15 protein-coding genes are annotated in these 24079 nt (G+C 63.2%); 14 read left to right on the plus strand and 1 reads right to left on the minus strand.

Annotated features, from left to right (window positions below; all coding sequences use genetic code 11):
* The first annotated feature begins 136 nt into the window (after window positions 1–136).
* The 7 genes from hutC (at window position 137) to hutG (ending at window position 8534) form a co-directional block, all read left to right on the plus strand.
* Entirely contained in the window at window positions 137–847 is a 711-nt protein-coding gene (gene hutC, locus DFS21_RS14175) for a histidine utilization repressor (protein WP_167659468.1), read from the plus strand.
* Window positions 844–1416, plus strand: coding sequence for a HutD family protein (locus DFS21_RS14180; protein ID WP_102681740.1), 573 nt, complete (start codon window positions 844–846; stop codon window positions 1414–1416). The genes hutC and DFS21_RS14180 overlap by 4 nt, the downstream gene beginning before the upstream one ends.
* A gap of 246 nt (window positions 1417–1662) precedes the next feature.
* The gene (gene hutU, locus DFS21_RS14185; protein WP_111532539.1) at window positions 1663–3336 is read left to right on the plus strand and encodes a urocanate hydratase; all 1674 of its coding nucleotides are present in this window, start codon (window positions 1663–1665) and stop codon (window positions 3334–3336) included.
* 83 nt (window positions 3337–3419) lie between these two features.
* Window positions 3420–4952 (plus strand): histidine ammonia-lyase, encoded by a 1533-nt coding sequence (hutH, locus tag DFS21_RS14190; RefSeq protein ID WP_110700362.1) that lies wholly within the window; start codon window positions 3420–3422, stop codon window positions 4950–4952.
* A 140-nt stretch (window positions 4953–5092) separates the two neighbouring features.
* Window positions 5093–6496 carry an amino acid permease gene (locus DFS21_RS14195; RefSeq protein WP_111532540.1) on the plus strand — a complete coding sequence of 468 codons (1404 nt, stop codon included), beginning with the start codon at window positions 5093–5095 and terminating at the stop codon, window positions 6494–6496.
* Between the two features lie 18 nt (window positions 6497–6514).
* Complete coding sequence (hutI, locus tag DFS21_RS14200) at window positions 6515–7720, plus strand: imidazolonepropionase (protein ID WP_110700366.1); 1206 nt, start codon at window positions 6515–6517, stop codon at window positions 7718–7720.
* A gap of 10 nt (window positions 7721–7730) precedes the next feature.
* Window positions 7731–8534, plus strand: a complete 804-nt coding sequence (gene hutG, locus DFS21_RS14205) for an N-formylglutamate deformylase (RefSeq protein WP_110700368.1) — start codon at window positions 7731–7733, stop codon at window positions 8532–8534.
* Between the two features lie 45 nt (window positions 8535–8579).
* Here the strand turns inward: hutG and DFS21_RS14210 are convergent, their stop codons facing one another.
* A complete protein-coding gene (locus DFS21_RS14210) occupies window positions 8580–14174 on the minus strand; it encodes an NEL-type E3 ubiquitin ligase domain-containing protein (protein WP_110700370.1) in 5595 nt (1864 codons plus the stop codon).
* Window positions 14175–14323: 149 nt separating this feature from the next.
* Here DFS21_RS14210 and pip point away from each other — a divergent pair, with 149 nt between their 5' ends.
* The 7 genes from pip (at window position 14324) to DFS21_RS14245 (ending at window position 23121) form a co-directional block, all read left to right on the plus strand.
* Window positions 14324–15295 carry a prolyl aminopeptidase gene (pip, locus tag DFS21_RS14215; RefSeq protein WP_046853900.1) on the plus strand — a complete coding sequence of 324 codons (972 nt, stop codon included), beginning with the start codon at window positions 14324–14326 and terminating at the stop codon, window positions 15293–15295.
* Window positions 15292–15729, plus strand: a complete 438-nt coding sequence (gene dtd, locus DFS21_RS14220) for a D-aminoacyl-tRNA deacylase (RefSeq protein ID WP_110700372.1) — start codon at window positions 15292–15294, stop codon at window positions 15727–15729. Before pip ends, dtd begins: the two co-directional genes overlap by 4 nt.
* 262 nt (window positions 15730–15991) lie before the next feature.
* A complete protein-coding gene (locus DFS21_RS14225) occupies window positions 15992–17728 on the plus strand; it encodes a glucan biosynthesis protein G (RefSeq protein ID WP_110700374.1) in 1737 nt (578 codons plus the stop codon).
* Window positions 17721–20288, plus strand: coding sequence for a glucans biosynthesis glucosyltransferase MdoH (gene mdoH / locus DFS21_RS14230; protein WP_110700376.1), 2568 nt, complete (start codon window positions 17721–17723; stop codon window positions 20286–20288). Before DFS21_RS14225 ends, mdoH begins: the two co-directional genes overlap by 8 nt.
* Window positions 20289–20555: 267 nt before the next feature.
* On the plus strand, window positions 20556–21353 hold the full coding sequence (locus tag DFS21_RS14235; RefSeq protein ID WP_173862488.1) for a transporter substrate-binding domain-containing protein: 798 nt from the start codon (window positions 20556–20558) through the stop codon (window positions 21351–21353).
* A gap of 78 nt (window positions 21354–21431) precedes the next feature.
* Entirely contained in the window at window positions 21432–22394 is a 963-nt protein-coding gene (locus tag DFS21_RS14240; protein WP_102685492.1) for an amino acid ABC transporter permease, read from the plus strand.
* On the plus strand, window positions 22387–23121 hold the full coding sequence (locus tag DFS21_RS14245; RefSeq protein WP_110700378.1) for an amino acid ABC transporter ATP-binding protein: 735 nt from the start codon (window positions 22387–22389) through the stop codon (window positions 23119–23121). The genes DFS21_RS14240 and DFS21_RS14245 overlap by 8 nt, the downstream gene beginning before the upstream one ends.
* Window positions 23122–24079: the final 958 nt, after the last annotated feature.

Genomic DNA, 24079 nt, shown 5'->3' on the forward strand with positions numbered 1-24079 from the left:
TCCTGTTATTGTTAACTTGTATATACATATACAGCCGTTTGCCTGCCGGGTAAACTCCGGCAAGCTACCGTTCACTCCAACCGCACAAGGATTCAACGCCGTGCCGACACTTCCTGTCTCCGCGCTGGTTGCCCAGATGGGCGAAGGGCCGGCGCCGCTCTACGCCCGGGTGAAACAGATGATCATCCAGCAGATCGAGAGCGGCAGCTGGCCGCCTCATCACCGGGTGCCATCGGAAAGCGAACTGGTCAGCGAGCTGGGCTTCAGCCGCATGACCATCAACCGCGCCCTGCGCGAACTCACCGCCGAAGGCCTGCTGGTGCGCATGCAGGGCGTCGGTACCTTCGTCGCCGAGCCCAAGAGCCGCTCGGCGCTGTTCGAGGTCAACAACATCGCCGACGAGATCGCCGGCCGTGGCCACCAGCATAGCTGCCAGGTGATCAAACTCGCCGAGGAAGCCGCCGGCTCCGAGCGCGCCCTGGCACTGGACATGCGCGAAGGCCAGCGGGTCTTCCACTCGCTGATCGTGCATTACGAAAATGGCGTGCCGGTGCAGATTGAGGACCGCTATGTCAACGCGGCGATTGCGCCCGACTACCTGAAACAGGATTTCACCCGGCAGACGCCCTACGCCTACTTGTCGCAAGTGGCGCCGCTCACTGAAGGCGAGCACGTGGTCGAGGCGATCCTCGCCGAGCCTGAAGAATGCAAACTACTGCAGATCGAGCGGGGCGAGCCGTGCCTGTTGATCCGCCGTCGCACCTGGTCGGGGCGCCAGCCGGTCACCGCTGCGCGCTTGATTCACCCCGGTTCCCGTCACCGTCTGGAAGGACGATTCAGCAAATGACCCAGTTGCAGCTGTTGCGTGCCCAGGACTACCCGCGCATGCCCTGGAAGAACGGTGGCGGTTTCACCGAAGAGATCACCCGCGACGCAGGCGACAGCCTGGACGGTTTCGGCTGGCGCCTGTCGATCGCGGATATCGAGGAGTCCGGTGGTTTTTCCAGCTTCACCGGGTACCAGCGGATCATCACCGTATTGCAGGGCGATGGCATGCGCCTGTTGGTCGATGGCCAGGCCAGCCGGCCGTTGCTGCCGTTCGATGCGTTCGCCTTCAGTGGCGAAAGCCAGGTGAGCTGCAAGCTGTTGGGCGGGGCGATTCGCGATTTCAACCTGATCTATGCGCCGCAGCGGTATCGGGCGCGGTTGCAGTGGTTCGATGGCAGTAGCCGGCTCTTCAGCTCGGCGTCGACGCTGTTGCTGTTTGCCGCCAGCACTCATGTCGAGGTGGGGCTGGCTGGGGAGGAGACGCAGCAGCTTGGGCGCTATGACTGTCTGCGGGTCGATGGCAATGAAGGGTTGCTGGAAATGGATGTACAGGGGCGGTTCTGCCTGATCGAGCTGATTTCACACTGATCTGTCATCGCTGAAAGGGGGCTGCTATGCAGCCCATCGCTGGCAAGCCAGCTCCCACATGGGCCAAGTGAACCCTGTGGGAGCTGGCTTGCCAGCGATGGGGCGCGTAGCGGCCCCTTTTTCGTTTTTCATCCGAGGAATGGTCACTCTTTTTTGGTTGCCTATGCTTGTACATACAAGTAAAGGTGTGTTTGTATAGTCACCACGACACACACATGCCGTCGGACGACCGCAGAGGACATCCCCGTGACTGACAACAACAAGTACCGTGACGTAGAAATCCGTGCCCCGCGTGGCAACAAGCTGACCGCCAAGAGCTGGCTGACCGAAGCCCCGCTGCGCATGCTGATGAACAACCTCGACCCGCAGGTCGCCGAAAACCCGAAGGAGCTGGTGGTGTACGGCGGCATCGGCCGCGCCGCGCGCAACTGGGAGTGCTACGACAAGATCGTCGAAACCCTGACCCGCCTGGAAGACGACGAAACCCTGCTGGTGCAGTCGGGCAAGCCGGTCGGCGTGTTCAAGACCCACAGCAATGCCCCGCGCGTGCTGATCGCCAACTCCAACCTGGTACCGCACTGGGCCAACTGGGAACACTTCAACGAACTGGATGCCAAGGGCCTGGCCATGTACGGCCAGATGACCGCCGGCAGCTGGATCTACATCGGCAGCCAGGGCATCGTCCAGGGCACCTATGAAACCTTCGTCGAGGCCGGCCGCCAGCACTACAACGGCAGCCTCAAGGGCAAGTGGGTACTGACCGCGGGCCTGGGCGGCATGGGCGGCGCCCAGCCACTGGCGGCAACACTTGCTGGCGCCTGCTCGCTGAACATCGAGTGCCAGCAGAGCCGCATCGACTTCCGCCTCGAGACCCGCTACGTCGACGAGCAGGCCACTGACCTGGACGACGCCCTGGCCCGCATCGCCAAGTACACCGCCGAAGGCAAAGCCATCTCCATCGCCCTGCACGGCAACGCCGCCGAAATCCTGCCAGAGCTGGTCAAGCGTGGCGTGCGCCCGGACATGGTCACCGACCAGACTAGCGCCCACGACCCGCTCAACGGCTACCTGCCGGCTGGCTGGACCTGGGAGCAGTACCGCGACCGCGCGCAGACCGACCCGGCTGCTGTGGTGAAAGCCGCCAAGCAATCCATGGCCGTGCACGTCAAGGCCATGCTCGACTTCCAGAAGCAGGGCATCCCGACCTTCGACTACGGCAACAACATTCGTCAGATGGCCAAGGAAGAGGGCGTTGCCAACGCCTTTGACTTCCCGGGCTTCGTTCCGGCGTATATCCGCCCGCTGTTCTGCCGCGGTGTCGGCCCGTTCCGCTGGGCTGCGCTGTCCGGTGACGCCGAGGACATCTACAAGACCGACGCCAAGGTCAAGGAACTGATCCCCGACGACGCCCACCTGCACCGCTGGCTGGACATGGCCCGCGAGCGCATCAGCTTCCAGGGCCTGCCGGCGCGCATCTGCTGGGTTGGCCTGGGCCTGCGCGCCAAGCTGGGCATGGCATTCAACGAAATGGTGCGCAGCGGCGAGCTGTCGGCGCCGGTCGTCATCGGCCGCGACCACCTGGACTCGGGCTCGGTGTCCAGCCCCAACCGTGAAACCGAAGCCATGCGCGACGGCTCCGACGCTGTCTCCGACTGGCCGCTACTCAACGCCCTGCTCAATACCGCAGGCGGCGCCACCTGGGTTTCGCTGCACCACGGCGGTGGCGTAGGCATGGGCTTCTCCCAGCATTCGGGCATGGTCATCGTCTGCGACGGTACCGATGAAGCCGCCGAGCGTATCGCCCGCGTACTGACCAACGACCCGGGCACCGGCGTGATGCGCCACGCCGACGCCGGCTACCAGATCGCCATCGACTGCGCCAAGGAGCAGGGCCTGGACCTGCCGATGATCACCGGCTGATCGCCGCGCTTTGGATCGCACCCTTCACGGGTGATACTGAACAACAAGAAGGGGGCCATGGCCCCCGCGATTGGAGTAGCGAAGTGACCGAATTGACCCTCAAGCCCGGCACCCTGACCCTGGCCCAACTGCGCGCCGTCCACGCCGCGCCCGTGCGCCTGCAGCTCGATGCCAGCGCCGCGCCCGCCATCGACGCCAGCGTCGCCTGCGTCGAGCAGATCATCGCCGAAGACCGTACCGCCTATGGCATCAACACCGGTTTCGGCCTGCTGGCCTCGACCCGCATCGCCAGCCACGATTTGGAAAACCTGCAGCGCTCGCTGGTGCTGTCCCACGCCGCCGGTATCGGCGCGCCACTGGACGACGACCTGGTGCGGCTGATCATGGTGCTCAAGATCAACAGCCTCAGTCGTGGCTTCTCCGGCATTCGCCGCAAAGTCATCGATGCGCTGATCGGCCTGGTCAACGCCGAAGTCTACCCACACATCCCGCTGAAAGGTTCGGTCGGCGCCTCCGGCGACCTCGCGCCGCTGGCGCACATGTCGCTGGTGCTGCTGGGCGAGGGCAAGGCCCGCTATAAGGGCCAATGGTTGCCGGCCACCGAAGCCCTGGCCGTCGCCGGCCTGGAGCCACTGACCCTGGCCGCGAAAGAGGGCCTGGCACTGCTCAACGGCACCCAGGCCTCCACCGCCTACGCCCTGCGTGGCCTGTTCCAGGCCGAAGACCTGTACGCCGCGGCCATCGCCTGTGGCGGCCTGAGCGTCGAGGCGGCGCTGGGTTCGCGCTCGCCGTTCGATGCGCGCATCCATGAAGTGCGCGGTCAGCGTGGCCAGATCGATACCGCCGCCTGCTTCCGCGACCTGCTGGGTGATTCCAGCGAAGTCTCGCTGTCGCACAAAAACTGCGACAAGGTCCAGGACCCGTACTCGCTGCGCTGCCAGCCGCAAGTCATGGGTGCCTGCCTGACCCAGATCCGCCAGGCCGCCGAAGTGCTGGGCATCGAAGCCAACGCCGTGTCGGACAACCCGCTGGTGTTCGCCGCCGAGGGTGACGTGATCTCCGGTGGCAACTTCCACGCCGAGCCGGTGGCCATGGCCGCCGACAACCTGGCCCTGGCCATTGCCGAGATCGGCTCGCTGAGCGAGCGCCGCATCTCGCTGATGATGGACAAACACATGTCCCAGCTGCCGCCGTTCCTGGTGGAAAACGGTGGTGTGAACTCCGGCTTCATGATCGCCCAGGTCACCGCAGCCGCCCTGGCCAGCGAGAACAAGGCACTGTCGCACCCGCACAGCGTCGACAGCCTGCCGACCTCCGCCAACCAGGAAGACCATGTCTCGATGGCCCCGGCCGCCGGCAAGCGCCTGTGGGAAATGGCCGAGAACACCCGTGGCGTGCTGGCCATCGAATGGTTGGGCGCCTGCCAGGGCCTGGACCTGCGCAAGGGCCTGAAGACCTCCGCCAAGCTGGAACAGGCGCGCCAGGCGCTGCGTCGCGAAGTGCCGCACTATGACCGCGACCGCTTCTTCTCGCCGGATATCGAGGCGGCTGCCGCGTTGCTGGCCAAAGGCACGTTGACCGGGCTGCTGCCGGCGGGCGTCCTGCCAAGCCTGTAACGCCCTCGGGGCCGCTTTGCGGCCCATCGCCGGCAAGCCGGCTCCCACAACTGCTTGTGTGGGAGCCGGCTTGCCGGCGATTGGGCAGCGCAGCAGACCCCATCCCGATATCACGACCAGAACAACAATAAGGACGTGACATGCAACAAGCTCAAGGTCTCAAGCGCGGGCTATCGGCCCGGCACATCCGTTTCATGGCGCTCGGTTCGGCAATCGGTACCGGGCTTTTCTACGGTTCGGCCTCGGCCATCCAGATGGCCGGCCCGGCCGTGCTGCTGGCCTACCTGATCGGCGGCGCCGCAGTATTCATGGTCATGCGCGCCCTCGGCGAAATGGCCGTGCACAATCCGGTGTCCGGCTCCTTCGGCCACTACGCCAGCACCTACCTCGGCCCCATGGCCGGCTTCATCCTCGGCTGGACCTACGCCTTCGAGATGGTCATCGTCGCCATCGCCGACGTCACGGCCTTCGGGATCTACATGGGCTTCTGGTTCCCCGAAGTGGCACGCTGGATCTGGGTACTCGGTATCGTCTTCCTGATCGGCGGCCTGAACCTGTGCAACGTACGGGTGTTCGGCGAGATGGAGTTCTGGCTGTCGCTGCTCAAGGTCGGCGCCATCGTCGCGATGATCCTCGCAGGTCTCGGCATCATGGCCTTCGGTTTCAGCCAGGTGGGCACCGGGCAGGCTGTCGGGGTGAGCAACCTGTTCGAACATGGCGGCTTCATGCCCAATGGCGTCAGCGGCCTGATCGCTTCGTTCGCGGTGGTGATGTTCGCCTTTGGCGGCATCGAGATCATCGGCGTCACCGCAGGTGAAGCGAAAGACCCGCAACGCGTGATCCCGAAAGCGATCAACGCCGTGCCGCTGCGCATCCTGCTGTTCTACGTGCTGACCCTGTTCGTGCTGATGTGCCTGTACCCCTGGCCGCAGATCGGCAGCCAGGGTAGCCCGTTCGTGCAGATCTTCAGCAACCTGGGGATTGGCTCGGCGGCGGCGGTGCTGAACATCGTGGTGATTTCGGCAGCCATCTCTGCGATCAACAGCGACATCTTCGGCGCTGGCCGGATGATGTACGGCCTGTCCCAGCACGGCCAGGCGCCGCGTGGCTTTGGCAAGCTATCCAGGCACGGTGTGCCGTGGATGACCGTGGTGGTGATGGGCGCGGCGCTGCTGGTCGGGGTGCTGCTCAACTACCTGATCCCGGAGAACGTGTTCCTGCTGATCGCATCGATCGCTACCTTCGCCACTGTATGGGTGTGGCTGATGATCCTGGTCACCCAGGTGGCCATGCGCCGCAGCATGAGCCGCGAGGAAGTCGCCCAGCTCAAGTTCCCGGTACCCTTCTGGCCCTATGGCCCGGTCCTGGCCATTGCCTTCATGGTGTTCATCTTCGGTGTGCTCGGCTACTTCCCCGACACCCAGGCGGCATTGATCGTCGGGGTGATCTGGGTGGTGTTCCTGGTGGCCTCCTACCTGCTGTGGTGCAAACCACGCGCCGGTGGTGGCGAGCCAGTCCGGGAACCTGCCGAGCTGCAACGCTGAATTAGAAAGGAGATCCTGATGAGAACCCTCTGGCAGCACTGCCACGCCGCGACCATGACCGGTGGTCGCTACGCGGTCATCGAGGACGCGGCGATCGTCACCAGCGCCGGCCTGATCGAGTGGATCGGCACCCGCGCTGACATGCCGTCGGTCACGGCCGACCGCGTCGTCGATCTGGGCGGCGCCTGGGTCACCCCCGGGCTGATCGACTGCCACACCCATGCGGTGTTCGGCGGCAACCGCAGCGGCGAGTTCGAGCAGCGCCTGCAGGGCGTCAGCTATGCCGAGATCGCTGCCCAGGGCGGCGGTATCGCCAGCACCGTGCGGGCCACCCGCGCGGCCAGTGAGGACGAGCTGCTGGGCAGTGCCCGCCAGCGGGTTCAGGCACTGATGCGCGACGGCGTGACCACGATCGAGATCAAGTCCGGCTATGGCCTGGATCTCGAGAACGAGCGCAAGATGCTGCGCGTCGCCCGCCGCCTGGGCGATGAGTTGCCGGTGACCGTGCGCAGCACCTGCCTGGCCGCCCATGCGATGCCTCCGGAATACGCGGGCAGAGCGGACGACTACATCGACCATATCTGCGAGCAGATGCTCCCGGCGTTGGCCGCCGAGGGGCTGGTGGACGCGGTGGATGCCTTCTGCGAGCACCTGGCGTTTTCCCCGGCCCAGGTCGAGCGCCTCTTCATCAAGGCGCGCGAGCTGGGGCTGCCGGTCAAGCTGCATGCCGAGCAACTGTCGTCGCTGCATGGCTCGAGCCTGGCAGCCCGTTACCAGGCGCTGTCGGCCGATCACCTGGAGTTCATGACCGAGGAAGACGCCATGGCCATGGCTGCGGCCGGCACTGTTGCCGTGCTGTTGCCGGGGGCGTTCTACTTCCTGCGCGAAACCCAGTTGCCACCGATGGACGCCCTGCGCCGGCACGGCGTGAAGATCGCCCTGGCCAGCGACCTCAACCCTGGCACCTCGCCGGGGCTGTCGCTGCGCCTGATGCTGAACATGGGCTGCACCTGTTTCCGCATGACCCCCGAGGAAGCGCTGGCCGGCGTCACCGTGCATGCCGCCACGGCCCTGGGGCTGGGCGACAGCCATGGCTCGCTGGAAGTGGGCAAGGTGGCGGATTTCATCGCCTGGCAGATCGAACGCCCGGCCGACCTCAGCTACTGGCTTGGCGGCGACCTGCCCAAGCGCGTGGTGCGCATGGGTCACGAGATATCCAATTGAGCGAGGCGACATGGACAAGGTTTTGAGTTTCCACCAGGGCCGCCTGCCCCTGCTGATCAGCATGCCCCACGCCGGGCTTGGCCTCACCGATGCCGTGCGCGACGGTCTGGTAGACCGGGCCCGCAGCCTGCCGGACACCGATTGGCATATCCCACTCCTGTATACCTTCGCTCGTGACCTGGGCGCCAGCGTGGTCGCGGCGGAGTACTCGCGGTTCGTCATTGACCTGAATCGGCCGGATGACGACAAGCCGCTGTATGCCGGTGCCACCACCGGCCTGTACCCGGCCACGTTGTTCGATGGCGAGCCGCTGTTCAAGGACGGGCTGGAACCGACAGGCGAGCAGCGCAAACAGTACCTGAAGCAGATCTGGCGCCCTTACCACGACACCATTCGCAACGAGTTGGAGCGTCTGCATGACCACTTCGGCTACGCCCTGTTGTGGGATGCCCATTCGATCCGCTCGCTGATTCCGCACCTGTTCGACGGCAAGCTGCCGGACTTCAACCTTGGCACCTTCAACGGTGCAAGTTGCGACCCGGAGCTGGCTCAACGGCTGGAGGGCGTATGCGCTGAGGCGCAGGGCTACAGCCATGTGCTCAATGGCCGTTTCAAGGGTGGGCATATCACCCGGCATTACGGCGATCCGGCGAACAACATCCATGCAGTGCAACTGGAGCTAGCGCAGAGCACCTACATGGATGAAGTGGAGCCTTTCACCTATCGCGAGCAACTGGCACAACCCACCCAGTCGGTCTTGCGCCGCCTGTTGGAAGCCACCTTGCAATGGGGGCGTGAGCGCTACGGGCGCTAACATGCAGCAATGGCCAGCGCCGTAGCTGCGGGCGCTGGCTTGCGGCTAGTGGTGCTCGGCGCGAATGCGCTGGGTCAGCTCGGCGATCAGGTTTGCCTCTTGTCGCTCGCGCAGAGCCTCCAGCGCGCGGGTCGGCGCCTCCAGTTCATCCAGGCTGGCCTCTGGTTGGTCGTATTGCAGGTTGTTCACTGCGCTCTGGAACTTCGTTTCGATCCGCTCAAAATCGCCAGCGTAGACCTCGCGCAGGTAATCGACCCAGAACGGCGTGTAGCCGGCGAATGTCAGAAACTCCTCCCCCTCCTCAGCCTCCCATATTCGTAACGCAGCATCCGTGGCATCTGCCGAACTCACGTCGGCAGCGAACATCATTTCGTCAGCCGGGCTCAGCAGATCCAGGCGCGAGGCCAGCAGACGCCGATAAGCCAGGCGGACTTCGGCGGCATCCTGGTGCAGTGACCTGGCGCTGGCAATTTCATCGAGGCGCTCTTGGCGGAAATGGCGGCGCAGCAAACGATAGAGGCGCGACTCGCGACCCGCCCCGGTCGTATCCAGGGCGGTCTGGGCAATCATGTGCATCTGCTCGACCTGCTGGAACTGCAGCAAGATCCCGTCCGGGCAGGTGCCTTCGCGGATGGCCTCGGCAGCAATCGCATCGAACACCTCACGTTCATCTGGCTGGTTCGCTGCCATTGCCAGGACACGCCAGACACGCTCTATGATGGCTGGCCTGGTGTCGGTGTTGCGATAGGGCACGGCTGTTGTCAGCTGGGTGATCAGTTGCAGCAGGTTGTCCGCATCACCGGCCTGGCGAATTTGCTGCCACTGCGCGTCCCGTGACTGGTGCAAGCTGCCGGCACCCTCCAGCCAAGGGCTGGCATCCAGTTCTAGCATCGGCGTCCAGGGGGCAAAGCCATGGCGATGGTAGCTGCCGGTGCTGCCCGTACTACCGAGGCTGCCCAGCGAGCTGCCGAATGCGACACCTGGCTCGATGCCCATTGGCGACGCGCTGAGAATGTCGAAGGGCAAGTCCATGTCGAAGGTGAAGGTCCGGTCGTAGCGCTGTGACAGGTGCGCTGCGCGCATCGTCGCGGGGGTCAACGGGTTGCCGGTCAACAGGATGGCAGTGCTGCCGAACGTGCTTGGCGGGTTTTCGAGAATCGTCTGGGGCAGGGTAGTCAGGCGGTTTTCCCGCAGGTCCAAGGTGTATCTGGGCATCAGGTTGTCCAGCCAGGCCGGCCAGCTTTCCAGCCCCATGTTGCGCAGAGCAAGGCGATCAAGGCGTGGGGCCATGCCATTGAGGCTGCGCAATTCCGGGTTCAGCCGGTTGTCAGAGATGTCTAGTTCCCTCAAGGCGGGTATGCGTGCGATTACGCGCATCGCCTGATTGTCGATCTCCAGGCCCTGGTTTATGACGCTCAGGCGGCTGAGCGCAGGCAGTCGGGTCAGTGCCTCGGGTAGGCGCGAAAGTGGCCGGGCATGGCCGTCGAGGGTCAAATGGGTGATGTGTGTGAAACGCTCAAGCCACCGGTCAAGCTGCTCTGCCGTGCCCTGCATGCGGGTCAGTCGGACAATATCGGCGCAGCGGATGAAGAACTCCGGCAGTGAAGGTGGGAAGTGTTCAACACTGAAGTCATCAAGGTGCCAGGGGCTCAGGGAGTCGTCACGGACACGGCGTTCCCAGAAGTCGAGAGTAGATTGGGCGACTCTCGATCGAGCGTTTGCCGTTTGGCCGTCAGGCACCGACGTGGACGTGGAGGCCATGCTCCACTGGTACAGGGTGTCGCGCAGCGCTTGATACTGCTCGATGACGAGATTGTGCCCCAGGCTGAAAACGAACCGGCGACGCAGGCTTGCCTGGCTGTGGTGCATATCCAGCAACTGCGCCGGGCGTATGGCATTGCCATCGAGCAGAATACGGGTGTGCGTGCTCTCGCTTTCGGCGTTTTCCAGTAACAGCGTCGGGACACGGGTCAGGTTGTTGTGTTGCAGCGACAAGGTGCCGATTCGTTCCAGGGCCACCGCGTCAAGCCAGTCCGGCCAGTGTTCCAGTGCCATACGCTCCAGGCCCAGGTAATCCAGATACCAGTCCGGGGGGCTGAAGCGTGTGAGTGGAGCAAGGCGATTGCCGCTCAGGTCCAGATAGCTCAGTTGAGTGCGAGAGGCGAAGCGTTCGAGGTCCAGCGGGTAGAGTGTGAGGTTCTGGTTGATCAGTCTCAATTCACCAAGCTGTGGAAAACTACTGACGATCAGCGGCAAGCTGTTGGCGAACTCCGAGGTTCCAGCGAGCGCGTCAGGGTGACGGCTGATTTCCAGGGCTGACAGGTTGGGGAAGTGCCCGAAGACATTGCTCAGTTGCGCTTCGAAATCTGTCCAGGCCAAGCTGCTGTCGGGCGAGTGATCGAGGAGGATGTCATCCAGCTGCAAGCGGTTGACCCGTAAACCGATGAAGGCAGGCAACTGCCGGGGGAACTCGGCGATGAACATCCTGGAAAGCCGCAGAATACCTGGTGATTCGTCGAGTTCGGGCACGGCACTATGAATCCAGTGCTGCCACAGGGCCATTTCGATCTCTTGTCGATTGGCGATACTCGCTCCGAGAGCCAACACCTGGTTAGTGCCGGTGAAGGCCTCATCCAAACTCTGACGCAGCTCCTGGCGCTCGACACGCAATTGATCGATCCGCGCCTGTATCTGAGAGGGCGACCGGCCAGCGTTTTCCAGGGCCACCAAGACACGCTCCGAGGATAGGGAGAATTCGGGTGCCAAGCTCAAGTCGTCAAGTTGCGACAACAAGCTTCTCCTGCTCTGCGGTTCTGGAGGTTTCCCGTCATCGCTCAGGCGGTAGCCCAGCCGTCCATCGGCCAGGCGCATGGGCGAACGAAACACGGGGGGCTGCATGTTGAGCACTTTGCGCAGTTCGGCGCGCGGTAGCAGGGGGGCGTCCCGCACCCGTTCTTGCAGGGCTGACGCCGAATCGATACCCAGCGCCAATTTATGTGAGTCGGTCAGCGCGTCGAACACTGCGCCGTACAGGCTGTCGTGGGGGCGAATCTGCTCATCCGGGGTCTCGGCCGTCGGGGTCTCCAGATAGCCTGCCCAGGCACTGGTGATCGATACGGTCGAGCTGGTTTTCTTTGGGCCGATAGCGTCGATACGTTCCGGGGATACCTGGCGGTGGTGCAGCTCCACCCGCAGGTCCTCGGGCCAGCCTGGCAGCCGTTCGAGCATGCGCAGGGCCAGGCGGTCGCTGTCCCAGCTACGCGTGGAATCCAGATACAGGCCTTCGTAGGCACGGGCCAGCCGCACCTGTTGTTGATAGAGCCGAATTTCCCCAGCCAGCCGACCAGGTACCTTACCTGCAGTCAGCATGCGTCGTTCGGCGTATGAGGCATTGCGCGCCAGTTCTTCGCAAAGCCTGACAGGTAGATTCGGGTAAACCCTTCGAAGCAGCGCCGCGCGAGAGGAAAGGGGGACGATGACTGCCTGGGTGCGGTGCCTGAACTCGGCGCTGCGCGCCATGATCGAGGCCTCGGGAAGCGCCTGCTGTATGTGCTGATCGATGGCAAAACGCTCCATCGTGTCCTCCAGCAGCGCCGGTAGCCTCTGGTTGTGACACAGAATCTTGCGCAGCACGTGCTCGTCGGTGCCGCTGACACGCAGTATCTGCTCGGCGGCACATTCATCGAAGCTGGCCTGCAGGTGTCCAAGCCTGCGGAACAGACGCATGTCGGCCCAACTACGCGGTTGCTCGGTGGGAAGCAGCCACGCCCCTGCGCCGTTGTGCAGCGCTGTCGGTTGGTAGCTGTTGGTGCGGCCAGGGTGTTCGAGGCGATACCCATTGTCTGCGCGCTTGAGCGAATACACCCGGTCCTCGACCGGCAGCCAGGTTTTGCCTTCGTGGTGGATCAAACCGAATTCGTCGGGCTTGAGTCCGGCCGGCAGTACTGTGTCGTGGTGGAAGGGGGCCAGATCCGGTTTCCACAGGCGGCGTTCACCGTCAGGCGTCTCGACGGGTTGGAGCTCTTCGATGAAGGACGGTGTCTGCACCGATATTCGCTCGACCACCGGTGTGCCACTGCCACGGTGAGCCGCCGCCAGCGCCGCCATGATGGCGACGTTCTCGATCACATCCATCAGGTACTGCAGCGCTTGCTCGCGATCCCCGTCGAGCCAGCTGCCAATACCCTCGAAGGTTTCGTTGACCAGTTGCATTGCGGTCACACCGAGCATCACGGCACCTAACGGTGCTATGAACATGCCCGCGAAATTCAGGGTATTTAACGCGATAGCCTCGAAGTAGGCCATGTGCCTTCGGGCGGTCTGCTGGTCCATCGTTGCCGTCGGTACGGCGTGGAACAGTCCATCGTCGCGCAGGCGCTGCTGCCGTTGAGTGACTCGCTCGTCCATGCACGACCTGGTGAAGGGGTGTACGTGCAGGCTGATCTGGGGGTTGGGGGCGGGTAGGCGTTCCTTGTACTGGCCGCTGGCGTTCCAGGTATAGGGTTCAAGCGTGTCGGTGAGTCTGTCGAGGAAACTGCTCCGGTGCCGGTCGGGTATCAGTTGCTGGTGGCTCGCCTGGCGAAGTGCTGGCAACTGCTTGGCAAGGAAGACTTCGGCATCGGCCCTGGATGCATGGCAGGTCAGCGGCTCGGGGAGGCCTGGGAGGTAAAGCACCAGCCAGCCGTCATAGGGATACACCGGGCCGGGTGGGAAGCGCCCGGCACCCGTTGGGATGCGAGCGTCGATTCCAATCGTCATTGCGCCGGTAAGAGTGGTGTGCAACAGCGTGATGCTGCCACACAGCACAGGGCGCCCGCCATGTTCGACTTTGTCGTCGCTCGCGAGTTTCAGCAGGGTATCGTGGATGGCTTTGCCGATCTTGCCCAGTAAAAAGGCGTGGTGAACGTGCAAGCAGAATGCAGAGCTTTCGGCAGCCTTGAATACGGTCCGAACGGCTTCTGAGTCTGGCTTGTCGGCGGGGGGATCGAGCGCGTCGAGCAGCGCCTGGTACTTGCCGCCGATATCCAGCTTACGTGCCAGCGCCGCAAAGTCTTCTGCAGTGATGGGCAGCCTGACGGCCTGGGAGACGGGACTGACATCGTTCCTGTCGAGGATGGCCGACTCTTTGTTGCCAGCTTTCAAGCCCCCAGGTCGAGCTTCGAAGGCCTCGAAATTCTGCAGGGCGCTGTGCAGCAGGGATTGAGTCGCCAGCTTCAGGGCGCGGGCTGAAGTGGCGAATGGGTCGCTGGTCAGGCTGGACAGCGTCTCTCTGATGGCCGCGGCCCTGGTCAGATTCATCAGGTAGGTTGTCGAAACCTCGATCTGCTGGTCGAAGTGCTGGCGGATCGCGTTCGAAAGCAGTTCAGTGGCGTATTGCTCCAGCTGTGGCAGGCCCGCCAGAAGTGTCTTCAGGTTGGCTTCGGCTTGCAGGTGCTGGCCATAGGTTTGCGCCAGTGCCTTGGCCACCGCCGGGTTCTCCTCGCATGCGCGTTCGAGCTGTGGGTCGCGTTGGCTTGCCGCTTGGCGCAGGAGTTGCCGTTGCTCCGGCTGAGCGTCGATCAGCCAGGCGGGTAACTTGCGGCTGATCAGTTGGTGATAGAGACTAGGTTCGGAGGTTGCAGCGTTTGCCGGGTCGAGCATGAGGGCATCTCGTGTTGATTGAGTCCCCTCATGCTATTGAGCCGTGTCTGCGCCTTGCACATAAGATGATCTTGCTTAGACACATGCTCAAAGCGCAATTCAGGTTTATGATGGCCCACGGCCGAACCAAACCTCACACGGAGTGCGCGATGCAGACCCTCTACCCGCAGATCAAACCCTACGCCCGGCACGATCTGGCCGTGGAAGCGCCGCATGTGCTGTACGTCGATGAAAGCGGCTCGCCGGAAGGTCTGCCCGTGGTGTTCATCCACGGCGGCCCGGGCGCCGGTTGCGACGCCCAGAGCCGTTGCTACTTCGACCCCAACCTGTACCGCATCATCACCTTCGACCAGCGCGGCTGTGGCCGCTCCACGCCCCACGCGAGCCTGGAGAACAACACCACCTGGCATCTGGTCGAGGACCTGGAGCGCATCCGCGAGCACCTCGGCATCGACAAATGGGTGCTGTTCGGCGGCTCCTGGGGCTCCACCCTGGCCCTGGCCTATGCCCAGACCCACCCTGAGCGCGTGCATGGGCTGATCCTGCGCGGGATCTTCCTGTGCCGCCCGCAGGAAATCAGCTGGTTCTACCAGGAGGGCGCCAGCCGTCTGTTCCCGGATTACTGGCAGGACTACATCGCACCGATTCCACCGGAAGAGCGTGGCGACCTGGTCAAGGCCTTCCACAAGCGCCTGACCGGCAACGACCAGATCGCCCAGATGCACGCGGCCAAGGCCTGGTCCACCTGGGAAGGCCGTACCGCCACCCTGCGGCCAAATCCGTTGGTGGTCGACCGCTTCTCCGAACCCCAGCGCGCCCTGTCGATCGCCCGCATCGAATGCCATTACTTCACCAACAACGCGTTCCTCGAGCAGGATCAGCTGATCCGCGACATGCCGAAGATCGCCCATCTGCCGGCGGTGATCGTGCATGGCCGCTACGATGTGATCTGCCCGCTGGACAACGCCTGGGAACTGCACCAAGCCTGGCCGAACAGTGAGTTGAAGGTGATCCGCGACGCCGGCCACGCCGCCTCCGAGCCGGGTATCACCGACGCTCTGGTACGCGCGGCCGACCAGATGGCGCGACGCCTGCTCGACCTGCCCCTGGAAGAGGCATGAAAGGGCTGATCCAGCGTGTGCGTGGCGCACGGGTGGAAGTGGCGGGGGAGATCGTCGGGGCCATCGACCAAGGGCTGCTGGCGCTGGTGGCGGTCGAGCCTGGCGATTCGCCCGAGCATGCCGACAAACTGCTGCATAAACTGCTGAACTACCGAGTGTTCAGCGACGAGCAGGGCAAGATGAACCGCTCACTCAAGGATGTCGGCGGTGGCCTGTTGCTGGTTTCGCAGTTCACCTTGGCCGCCGACACCCGCAACGGCATGCGCCCGAGCTTCTCGACAGCTGCGCCACCGGCCCTTGGCGCGGCGCTTTTCGACTATCTTTTGAATAAGGCACAAGGTCAGCATCCCCAGGTGGCCAGTGGTCGCTTCGGCGCTGACATGCAGGTGCATCTGGTCAATGATGGCCCGGTAACATTTATGTTACAAATATGAGGTCAAAAAACCCTTTGTTTGGCGAAAACAAGGGGTTTTGTACGATAAATAGTTTGTTCAGCCTGATGCGTTGTAACGCGACCTGCTGGATAATCGCGCGCTGCATGAACCTGCGTTCGCAGGTTCGTTTCACTTTGACTCGAGCATTGTCAGGATCCGTTTGGGGAATCATTACGCCCTCACGGGGTCCGAACAGTGCTCGCCAACCCGGCATTTGTCGCTGGCCGTTGGTTTCATGATCTGTTTTCGGCGAGGATTGCTCGTGATTGTAAGCCCCTGTATTGCACCTAGAATCCCCGGTATCCGGCTGCGCAAGGCCCTGTTGGCCGGCGTGGCGCTGGTCGGCCTGATGAGCGCGGGCCAGCTGTGGGCATTCAATCTGGACGATGTTGCAGCCAAGGCAAAGGATCTGGCCGGTCAGAAGTTCGAGGCACCGAAGAGCAACCTGCCACCGGTGTTCCGCGACATGAAGTACGCCGACTACCAGAAGATCCGCTTCCTGCAGGAAAAGGCCGAGTGGGCCAAGGACAAGACGCCGTTCAAGCTGTCCTTCTATCACCAGGGCATGCACTTCGACACGCCGGTGACCATCAACGAGATCACCGCCAACAAGGTCAAGGAAATCAAGTACGACCCGAGCCGCTTCGAGTTCGGTGACGTGCCCCATGACGCTGATGCCACCAAGAACCTCGGCTATGCCGGCTTCCGTGTGCTCTACCCGATCAACAAGGCCGACAAGCAGGACGAGATCATGACCCTGCTTGGCGCCAGTTATTTCCGCGTGGTCGGCAAAGGCCACCGCTATGGTCTGTCGGCCCGTGGCCTGGCCATCGATACCGCACTGCCGTCGGGCGAGGAATTCCCGCGTTTCCGCGAATTCTGGATCGAGAAGCCCAAGCCGAAAGACAAGCACCTGGTGATCTACGCCCTGCTCGACTCGCCGCGCTCCACCGGTGCCTACAAGCTGACCCTGCGCCCTGGCGAGGACACCCTGGTCGACGTCAAGTCGCGCGTCTACCTGCGTGAAAACGTCAGCCGTTTGGGCATCGCCCCGCTGACCAGCATGTACCTGTTCGGCCCCAACCAGCCGTCGAAGGTCATGAACTACCGCCCGGCCCTGCATGATTCCGAAGGTCTGGCCATCCACGCCGCCAACGGCGAGTGGCTGTGGCGCCCGCTGAACAACCCGAAACACCTGGCCGTGAGCAACTTCAGCGTCGAGAACCCGCGTGGTTTCGGCCTGCTCCAGCGCCAACGCGCCTTCAGCGACTATGAAGACCTCGACGACGAGTACGAAAAGCGTCCGAGTGCCTGGATCGAGCCGAAGGGTGATTGGGGCAAGGGCACCGTCGACCTGGTCGAGATTCCGACCGCCGACGAGACCAATGACAACATCGTGGCCTTCTGGAGCCCGGAAAAACTGCCTGAGCCAGGCAAGCCGTTCGAATACGACTACCGCCTGCGCTGGACCATCAAGGAAGACCAGCTGCACTCGCAGGAGCTGGGCTGGGTCAAGCAGACCCTGCGCTCTGCCGGTGACGTCAAGCAGTCCAACCTGATCCGCCAGACCGACGGTAGTGTTGCCCTGCTGGTCGATTTCATCGGCCCGAACCTTGCGGCGTTGCCGGCGGACACCGCCGTGCGCAGCCAGGTCAGCGTCGGCGACAACGCCGAAGTGGTCGAGAACAATCTGCGTTACAACCCGGAAACCAAAGGCTGGCGCCTGACCCTGCGCCTGAAGGTGCAGGATCCGAAGAAGTCCACCGAGATGCGCGCCGCGCTGCTGCGTGACGTGCCGGTCGAGCAACCGAAGCCTGCCAAGGAAACCAAGCAGGACAAGGCCGCGGCCAAGCACGCCCACGCCAAGGCTGAGAAAGCCAAGGCCGAGCAGGCTGCCGAGCAACCCGCCGCCGACGCGGCATCCACCAACGGGGCCCCGGCCACCACCGAGAAGGTGCTGACCGAGACCTGGAGCTATCAGTTGCCTGCCGATGAGTAACTCAAGCACAAGGCCGGAATCGCTTGGCGAGTACCTGGCCCACCTCCCTCTGAGCGATGAGCAACGCGCGGAACTCGCCCGTTGCACTTCGTTCAGCGAGCTGCACCAACGCCTGGCGGCCAACCCGGCCGCCGCCACCGCCGAGGCCGTCCAGGCTTCGGTGGGTGCCCGTCTTACCGTAGGCAGCGCCGCCGAATTGGAAGAGGCCGAGATGCTCGGCGTCGATGGCAGCGGCCGCCTGTGCCTGAAGATCGCCCCACCGATCAAACGCACCAAGGTCGTGCCCGAGCCGTGGCGCACCAACGTGCTGATCCGCATGTGGCGGCGCATGACCGGTCGCACCAACGCCCCGCAGCCGCCCAAGCGCGAGCTGCCGCCGGCGCGCTGGCGCACGGTCGGCTCGATCCGCCGCTACATCCTGCTGACCTTGATGATCGGGCAGACCATTGTCGCCGGCTGGTACATGAAGGGCATCCTGCCTTACCAGGGCTGGTCGTTCGTCGACCTCGACGAAGTCATCCACCAGCCTCTGTGGGACACCGTGGTGCAGGTGTGGCCGTATGCGCTGCAGACGTCCATCCTGATCCTCTTCGGCATCCTGTTCTGCTGGGTATCGGCGGGCTTCTGGACCGCGCTGATGGGCTTCCTCGAGCTGCTCACCGGGCGTGACAAGTACAAGATTTCCGGCAGCAGCGCCGGCAACGAGCCGATTCCCGCCGAGGCGCGTACCGCGCTGGTGATGCCGATCTGCAACGAAGACGTGCCACGGGTGTTCGCAGGCCTGCGCGCCACCTTCGAGTCGGTGGCTGCCAGCGGCAACCTCGACCGCTTCGACTTCTTCGTGCTCAGCGATACCAACGACACCGATATCGCCGTGGCCGAACAACAGGCCTGGCTCGACGTGTGTCGCGAGACCAAGGGCTTCGGCCGCATCTTCTACCGTCGTCGCCGGCGCCGGGTGAAGCGCAAGAGCGGTAACCTCGACGACTTTTGCCGTCGTTGGGGCGGCGAGTACAAGTACATGGTCGTGCTCGACGCCGACAGTGTCATGAGCGGCGAGTGCCTGAGCAGCCTGGTGCGCCTGATGGAGGCCAATCCGGACGCCGGCATCATCCAGACCGGGCCAAAAGCTTCGGGCATGGATACCCTTTATGCGCGCATGCAGCAGTTCGCTACCCGCGTATACGGCCCGCTGTTCACCGCCGGCCTGCACTTCTGGCAGCTGGGGGAGTCGCACTACTGGGGCCACAACGCGATCATCCGCATGAAGCCATTCATCGAGCACTGCGCCCTGGCGCCATTGCCGGGCAAGGGCGCGTTTGCCGGTGCGATCCTTTCCCACGACTTCGTCGAAGCCGCACTGATGCGCCGGGCCGGTTGGGGCGTGTGGATCGCCTACGACCTGCCGGGCAGCTACGAAGAACTGCCGCCGAACCTGCTCGACGAGCTCAAGCGCGACCGTCGCTGGTGCCACGGCAACCTGATGAACTTCCGCCTGTTCCTGGTCAAGGGCATGCACCCGGTGCATCGCGCGGTGTTCCTCACCGGGGTGATGTCGTACCTGTCGGCGCCGTTGTGGTTCCTGTTCCTGGTGCTGTCGACCGCACTGCTGGCGACCAATACTCTGATGGAGCCGCAATACTTCATCGAACCTTTCCAGCTCTACCCGCTGTGGCCGCAGTGGCACCCGGAAAAAGCCATCGCGCTGTTCTCCACGACCATCGTGCTGCTGTTCCTGCCCAAGCTGCTCAGCGTCATCTTGATCTGGGCCAAGGGTGCCACCGAGTTTGGCGGGCGCATCAAGGTCACCTTGTCGATGCTGATGGAGATGCTGTTCTCCATGCTGCTGGCGCCGGTGCGGATGATCTTCCACACCCGCTTCGTGCTGGCCGCGTTCCTCGGCTGGGCCGCGACCTGGAACTCGCCGCAGCGTGACGATGACTCGACCCCGTGGAGCGAGGCGGTACGTCGCCATGGTCCGCAGACCCTGCTGGGCATCGCCTGGGCCGGCCTGGTGGCTTGGTTGAACCCGAGCTTCCTGTGGTGGCTGGCGCCGATCGTTGGCTCGCTGGTGCTGTCGATCCCGGTCTCGGTGATCTCCAGCCGCACCCGCCTGGGCCTGGCGGCCAAGGACGAGAAGCTGTTCCTCATCCCCGAGGAATATGCGACGCCGCAGGAACTGCTGGCCACCGACCAGTACACCCACGAGAACCGCTGGCATGCCCTGCACGACGGCTTCGTGCGGGCCGTGGTCGACCCACGCCAGAACGCCCTGGCCTGTGCCATGGCCACTGCGCGTCACGGCCAGGCGGCGCCGATCGAGGCGCTGCGTGTTGAGCGCGTGGCCAAGGCGCTGGAAGTGGGGCCACAAGGCCTGGACCTGAACACCCGCCTGGCGCTGCTCAGCGACCCGGTGGCGCTATCGCGCCTGCACGAGCAGGTATGGGCCGGGCACAACACGGCGTGGATCGATGTATGGCGCGCTTCCATCGCCAACGATCCGCACTCGCCGTTGCTGCCGCTGCATCCGGAGCACGTGGTCCAGCCAGCACTGGCATGATTGCGTCGCACCGATAATCGCGGGGCACGTCGGGCCGCCGCATCGCCGCTCCCACGCCGTATCAACGGTGCGTGGGAGCGGCGATGCGGCGGCCCGACGTGCCCCGCGATTGTTTTTCCCTCATCGATTTTTGGCCAACAAAGTCCCCGCCGGCTCTAGGTCCCGGCCTTCGCATGCGTTAGCATCCGTCCCGACATTACGCATCGGTCTATAGGACCGTGCTTACAAGAAAAATCTGCGTACTTCTTGCTAGGGGACTTGGTGATGATGAAGAAATACCTGTCGCGACTGCTGGTAGGTGCGACCGCCCTGATCGCGGTAGCCACCGCCCAGGCCGGCGCCATCGATGACGCGGTCAAGCGCGGCACCCTGCGTGTGGGCATGGACCCGACCTACATGCCGTTCGAAATGACCAACAAACGTGGCGAGATCATCGGCTTCGAAGTCGACATCCTCAAGGCCATGGCCAAGTCCATGGGCGTCAAGCTGGAGATGGTCTCCACCGCCTACGACGGCATCATCCCGGCGCTGATGACCGACAAGTTCGACTTCATCGGTAGCGGCATGACCCTGACTCAGGAGCGCAACCTGCGCCTGAACTTCAGCGAGCCCTTCATCGTCGTCGGCCAGACCCTGCTGATCCGCAAGGAGCTGGCGGGCGAGATCAAGTCATACAAGGACCTGAACAACGAGAAATATCGCCTCACCTCCAAGCTTGGCACCACCGGTGAGATGGTCGCGAAAAAGCTGATCGGCAAGGCCAAGTACCACGGCTACGACAACGAGCAGGAAGGGGTGATGGACGTGGTCAACGGCAAGGCCGACGCCTTCGTCTACGACTCGCCCTACAACGTGGTGGCGGTGGAGAAGGCCGGCGCCGGCAAACTGGTGTTCCTGGAAGAGCCCTTCACCTACGAGCCACTGGCCTTCGGGCTGAAGAAGGGCGATTACGACAGCATCAACTACATCAACAACTTCCTGCACCAGATCAAGCATGACGGGACCTACGATCGTATCCACGACAAGTGGTTCAAGAGCAAGGATTGGCTGAAGGAAATGGAATAAGGCCCGGGTCGAAAACCCGAGCGCTGACCTCGACGCGCAGGCAAGCCCTGCGCGTTCGCATTTACGGAAGTACCCCACGTGATCAAACACAAGAAAGCACAGTGGCCCTGGCACGGGCTGACCGCGCTGGTCCTGGTGGGCCTGGCGATCAGTCTGTACCTGGCCACCTCGATGATTTCCTACGAGTGGCGCTGGAACCGCGTTCCGCAATACTTCGCCTACAAGGCCGAGGAAACCCAGCGTGCCGCCAATCCTGGCACGGTCGAGGAAATCGTGGTGTCCGGCGACAACGCCCGGGTCACCCTGAAGGACGAGAGCGGCGACACCCAGGTCGTCGAAGTGGCCAAGGACAGCATGCTGCTGACCCGTGGCGACGACGTCGCCGAGGGCGATGCCATCGGCGTCACCCGTCACTGGGCCGCTGGTCCCCTGGCCTGGGGCCTTTGGACCACGCTGTGGATCTCGGTCATCTCCGGCGCCCTGGGCCTGGTGATCGGCCTGTTCGCCGGGCTTTGCCGGCTGTCGAGCAACCCCACCCTGCGTGACCTGTCCACGGTCTATGTCGAACTGGTGCGCGGCACGCCGCTGCTGGTGCAGATCTTCATCTTCTACTTCTTCATCGGCACCGTGCTCAACCTGTCCCGGGAGTTTGCCGGGGTAGCGGCGTTGGCACTGTTCACCGGCGCCTACGTCGCCGAGATCGTCCGCGCCGGGGTGCAGTCGATCGCCAAGGGCCAGAACGAGGCGGCACGCTCGCTGGGCCTGAACGGCGCCCAGTCGATGCGCCATGTGATCCTGCCCCAGGCCTTCAAGCGCGTGTTGCCACCGCTGGCCGGGCAGTTCATCAGCCTGGTCAAGGACACCTCGCTGGTGTCGGTGATCGCCATCACCGAGCTGACCAAGAGCGGTCGCGAGGCCATCACCACCTCGTTCTCGACCTTCGAGATCTGGTTCTGCGTGGCGGGCCTGTACCTGCTGATCAACCTGCCGCTGTCGCACATCGCCAGCCGGCTTGAGCGGAGGCTTGCGCAAAGTGATTGAAGTCCGTGACCTGCTGAAAGTCTTCGACACCCGCGGCCAGGTAGTGCGTGCGGTGGACAACGTCACCACCCAGGTCGCCAAGGGCGAAGTGGTGGTGGTGCTGGGCCCGTCCGGCTCGGGCAAGTCCACTTTCCTGCGTTGCCTGAACGGCCTTGAGCATTTCGACCAGGGCCATGTGTCCATCAACGGCGTGCAGCTGGACGACCCGAAGACCGACATCAACGCCTACCGCCGTGAAGTCGGCATGGTGTTCCAGCACTTCAACCTGTTCCCGCACATGACCGTGCTAGAGAACCTGTGCCTGGCGCAGAAGGTGGTACGCAAGCGCAACAAGGCCGATCGGGAAGCCAAGGCCCGGGCGTTGCTGGAAAAGGTCGGTATCGCGCAGAAGGCCAACGAGTACCCGTCGCGCCTTTCTGGCGGCCAGCAGCAGCGGGTGGCCATTGCCCGCGCCCTGGCCATGGAGCCGAAGGTGATGCTGTTCGACGAACCGACCTCAGCGCTCGACCCGGAAATGGTCGGTGAAGTGCTCGATGTGATGAAGACCCTGGCCCAAGAAGGCATGACCATGGTCTGTGTCACCCACGAAATGGGCTTCGCCCGGGAAGTAGCTGACCGTGTGTTGTTCTTCGACCATGGCAAGCTGCTGGAGGATTCGCCGCCCCAGCAGTTCTTCGCCGCGCCGAAGGACCCACGGGCCCAGGCGTTCTTGCGGCAAGTTTTGTGAGGGTTTTGAGGCCTGCGTAATTCGTGGGTGCAATATATCTGATCAAACTGTTCAGGCCTCTTGCCATATATTGGTGAGAGGCTTGGCTGTCGAAATATCTCTAGCCTCCAATTAAAGAACGCTCTCTCTTGATCTTGATCTTGCTTCTAAGTGCGCGATAGATCAGGCGACACAAATTGCGACTTCAGGAGGCCGAACGGAGGGCTTGCGCAGGGAGGTGACGGGCATGGATGCCCGTCAAGCGCCGATCAGGCCATGGATGGCCCGTCGGCGCGTCCTCCCGGAGCGAGCCCGGAGTGAGGGGACCCCGGAGCGAAGCGTAGGGGCCGGATGAACGGAGCCGAACGGTTTTGCCTCCTTTTCCCAAGAGAAAAGGAGGTCGCCGTAAAGGCGAAAAGGTGACTGTGCGTCGACATGGCGAATGAATGCGCATATAACTTTCAAAACATACGCTGTGTAAGTCAAAGTCAAAGTCAAAGTCAAAGTCAAAGTCAAATGCGATTGGTGTGGGTTTTTACAGTTGTAAGCGCATTCATTTGCTATAATGACGCATAGTCACCCTTTCGCCACCCGGCGAGTCACTTTTTGTCAAACGCGACAAAAAGTAACCAAAAAACGCTGCGCTCCATTCATCCGGCCCTCCGCTTCGCTCCGGGTTCCCTCACTCCGGCCTTGCTCCCGGGAGGACCGCGCTGAACGCCCCATCCTGGGGCGCAGCGCTTGACGGGCATCCATGCCCGTCACCTCCCTGCGCAAGACCTGCGTTCGGCCTCCTGAAGTCGCGAAGTTACGGGCGGCGCCTGGGCTGACGCAGCTGTCGCTAGTGGGCTGTGGGGGAACCTTCTGATCGCCAAAGCCAAAGCCAAAGCCAAAGCCAAAGCCAAAGCCAAAGCCAAAGCCAAAGCCAAAGCCAAAGCCAAAGCCAAAGCCAAAGCCAAAGCCAAAGCCAAAGCCCGGG

This window comes from Pseudomonas sp. 2848 (genome assembly GCF_003253945.1).
Taxonomy (GTDB): domain Bacteria; phylum Pseudomonadota; class Gammaproteobacteria; order Pseudomonadales; family Pseudomonadaceae; genus Aquipseudomonas.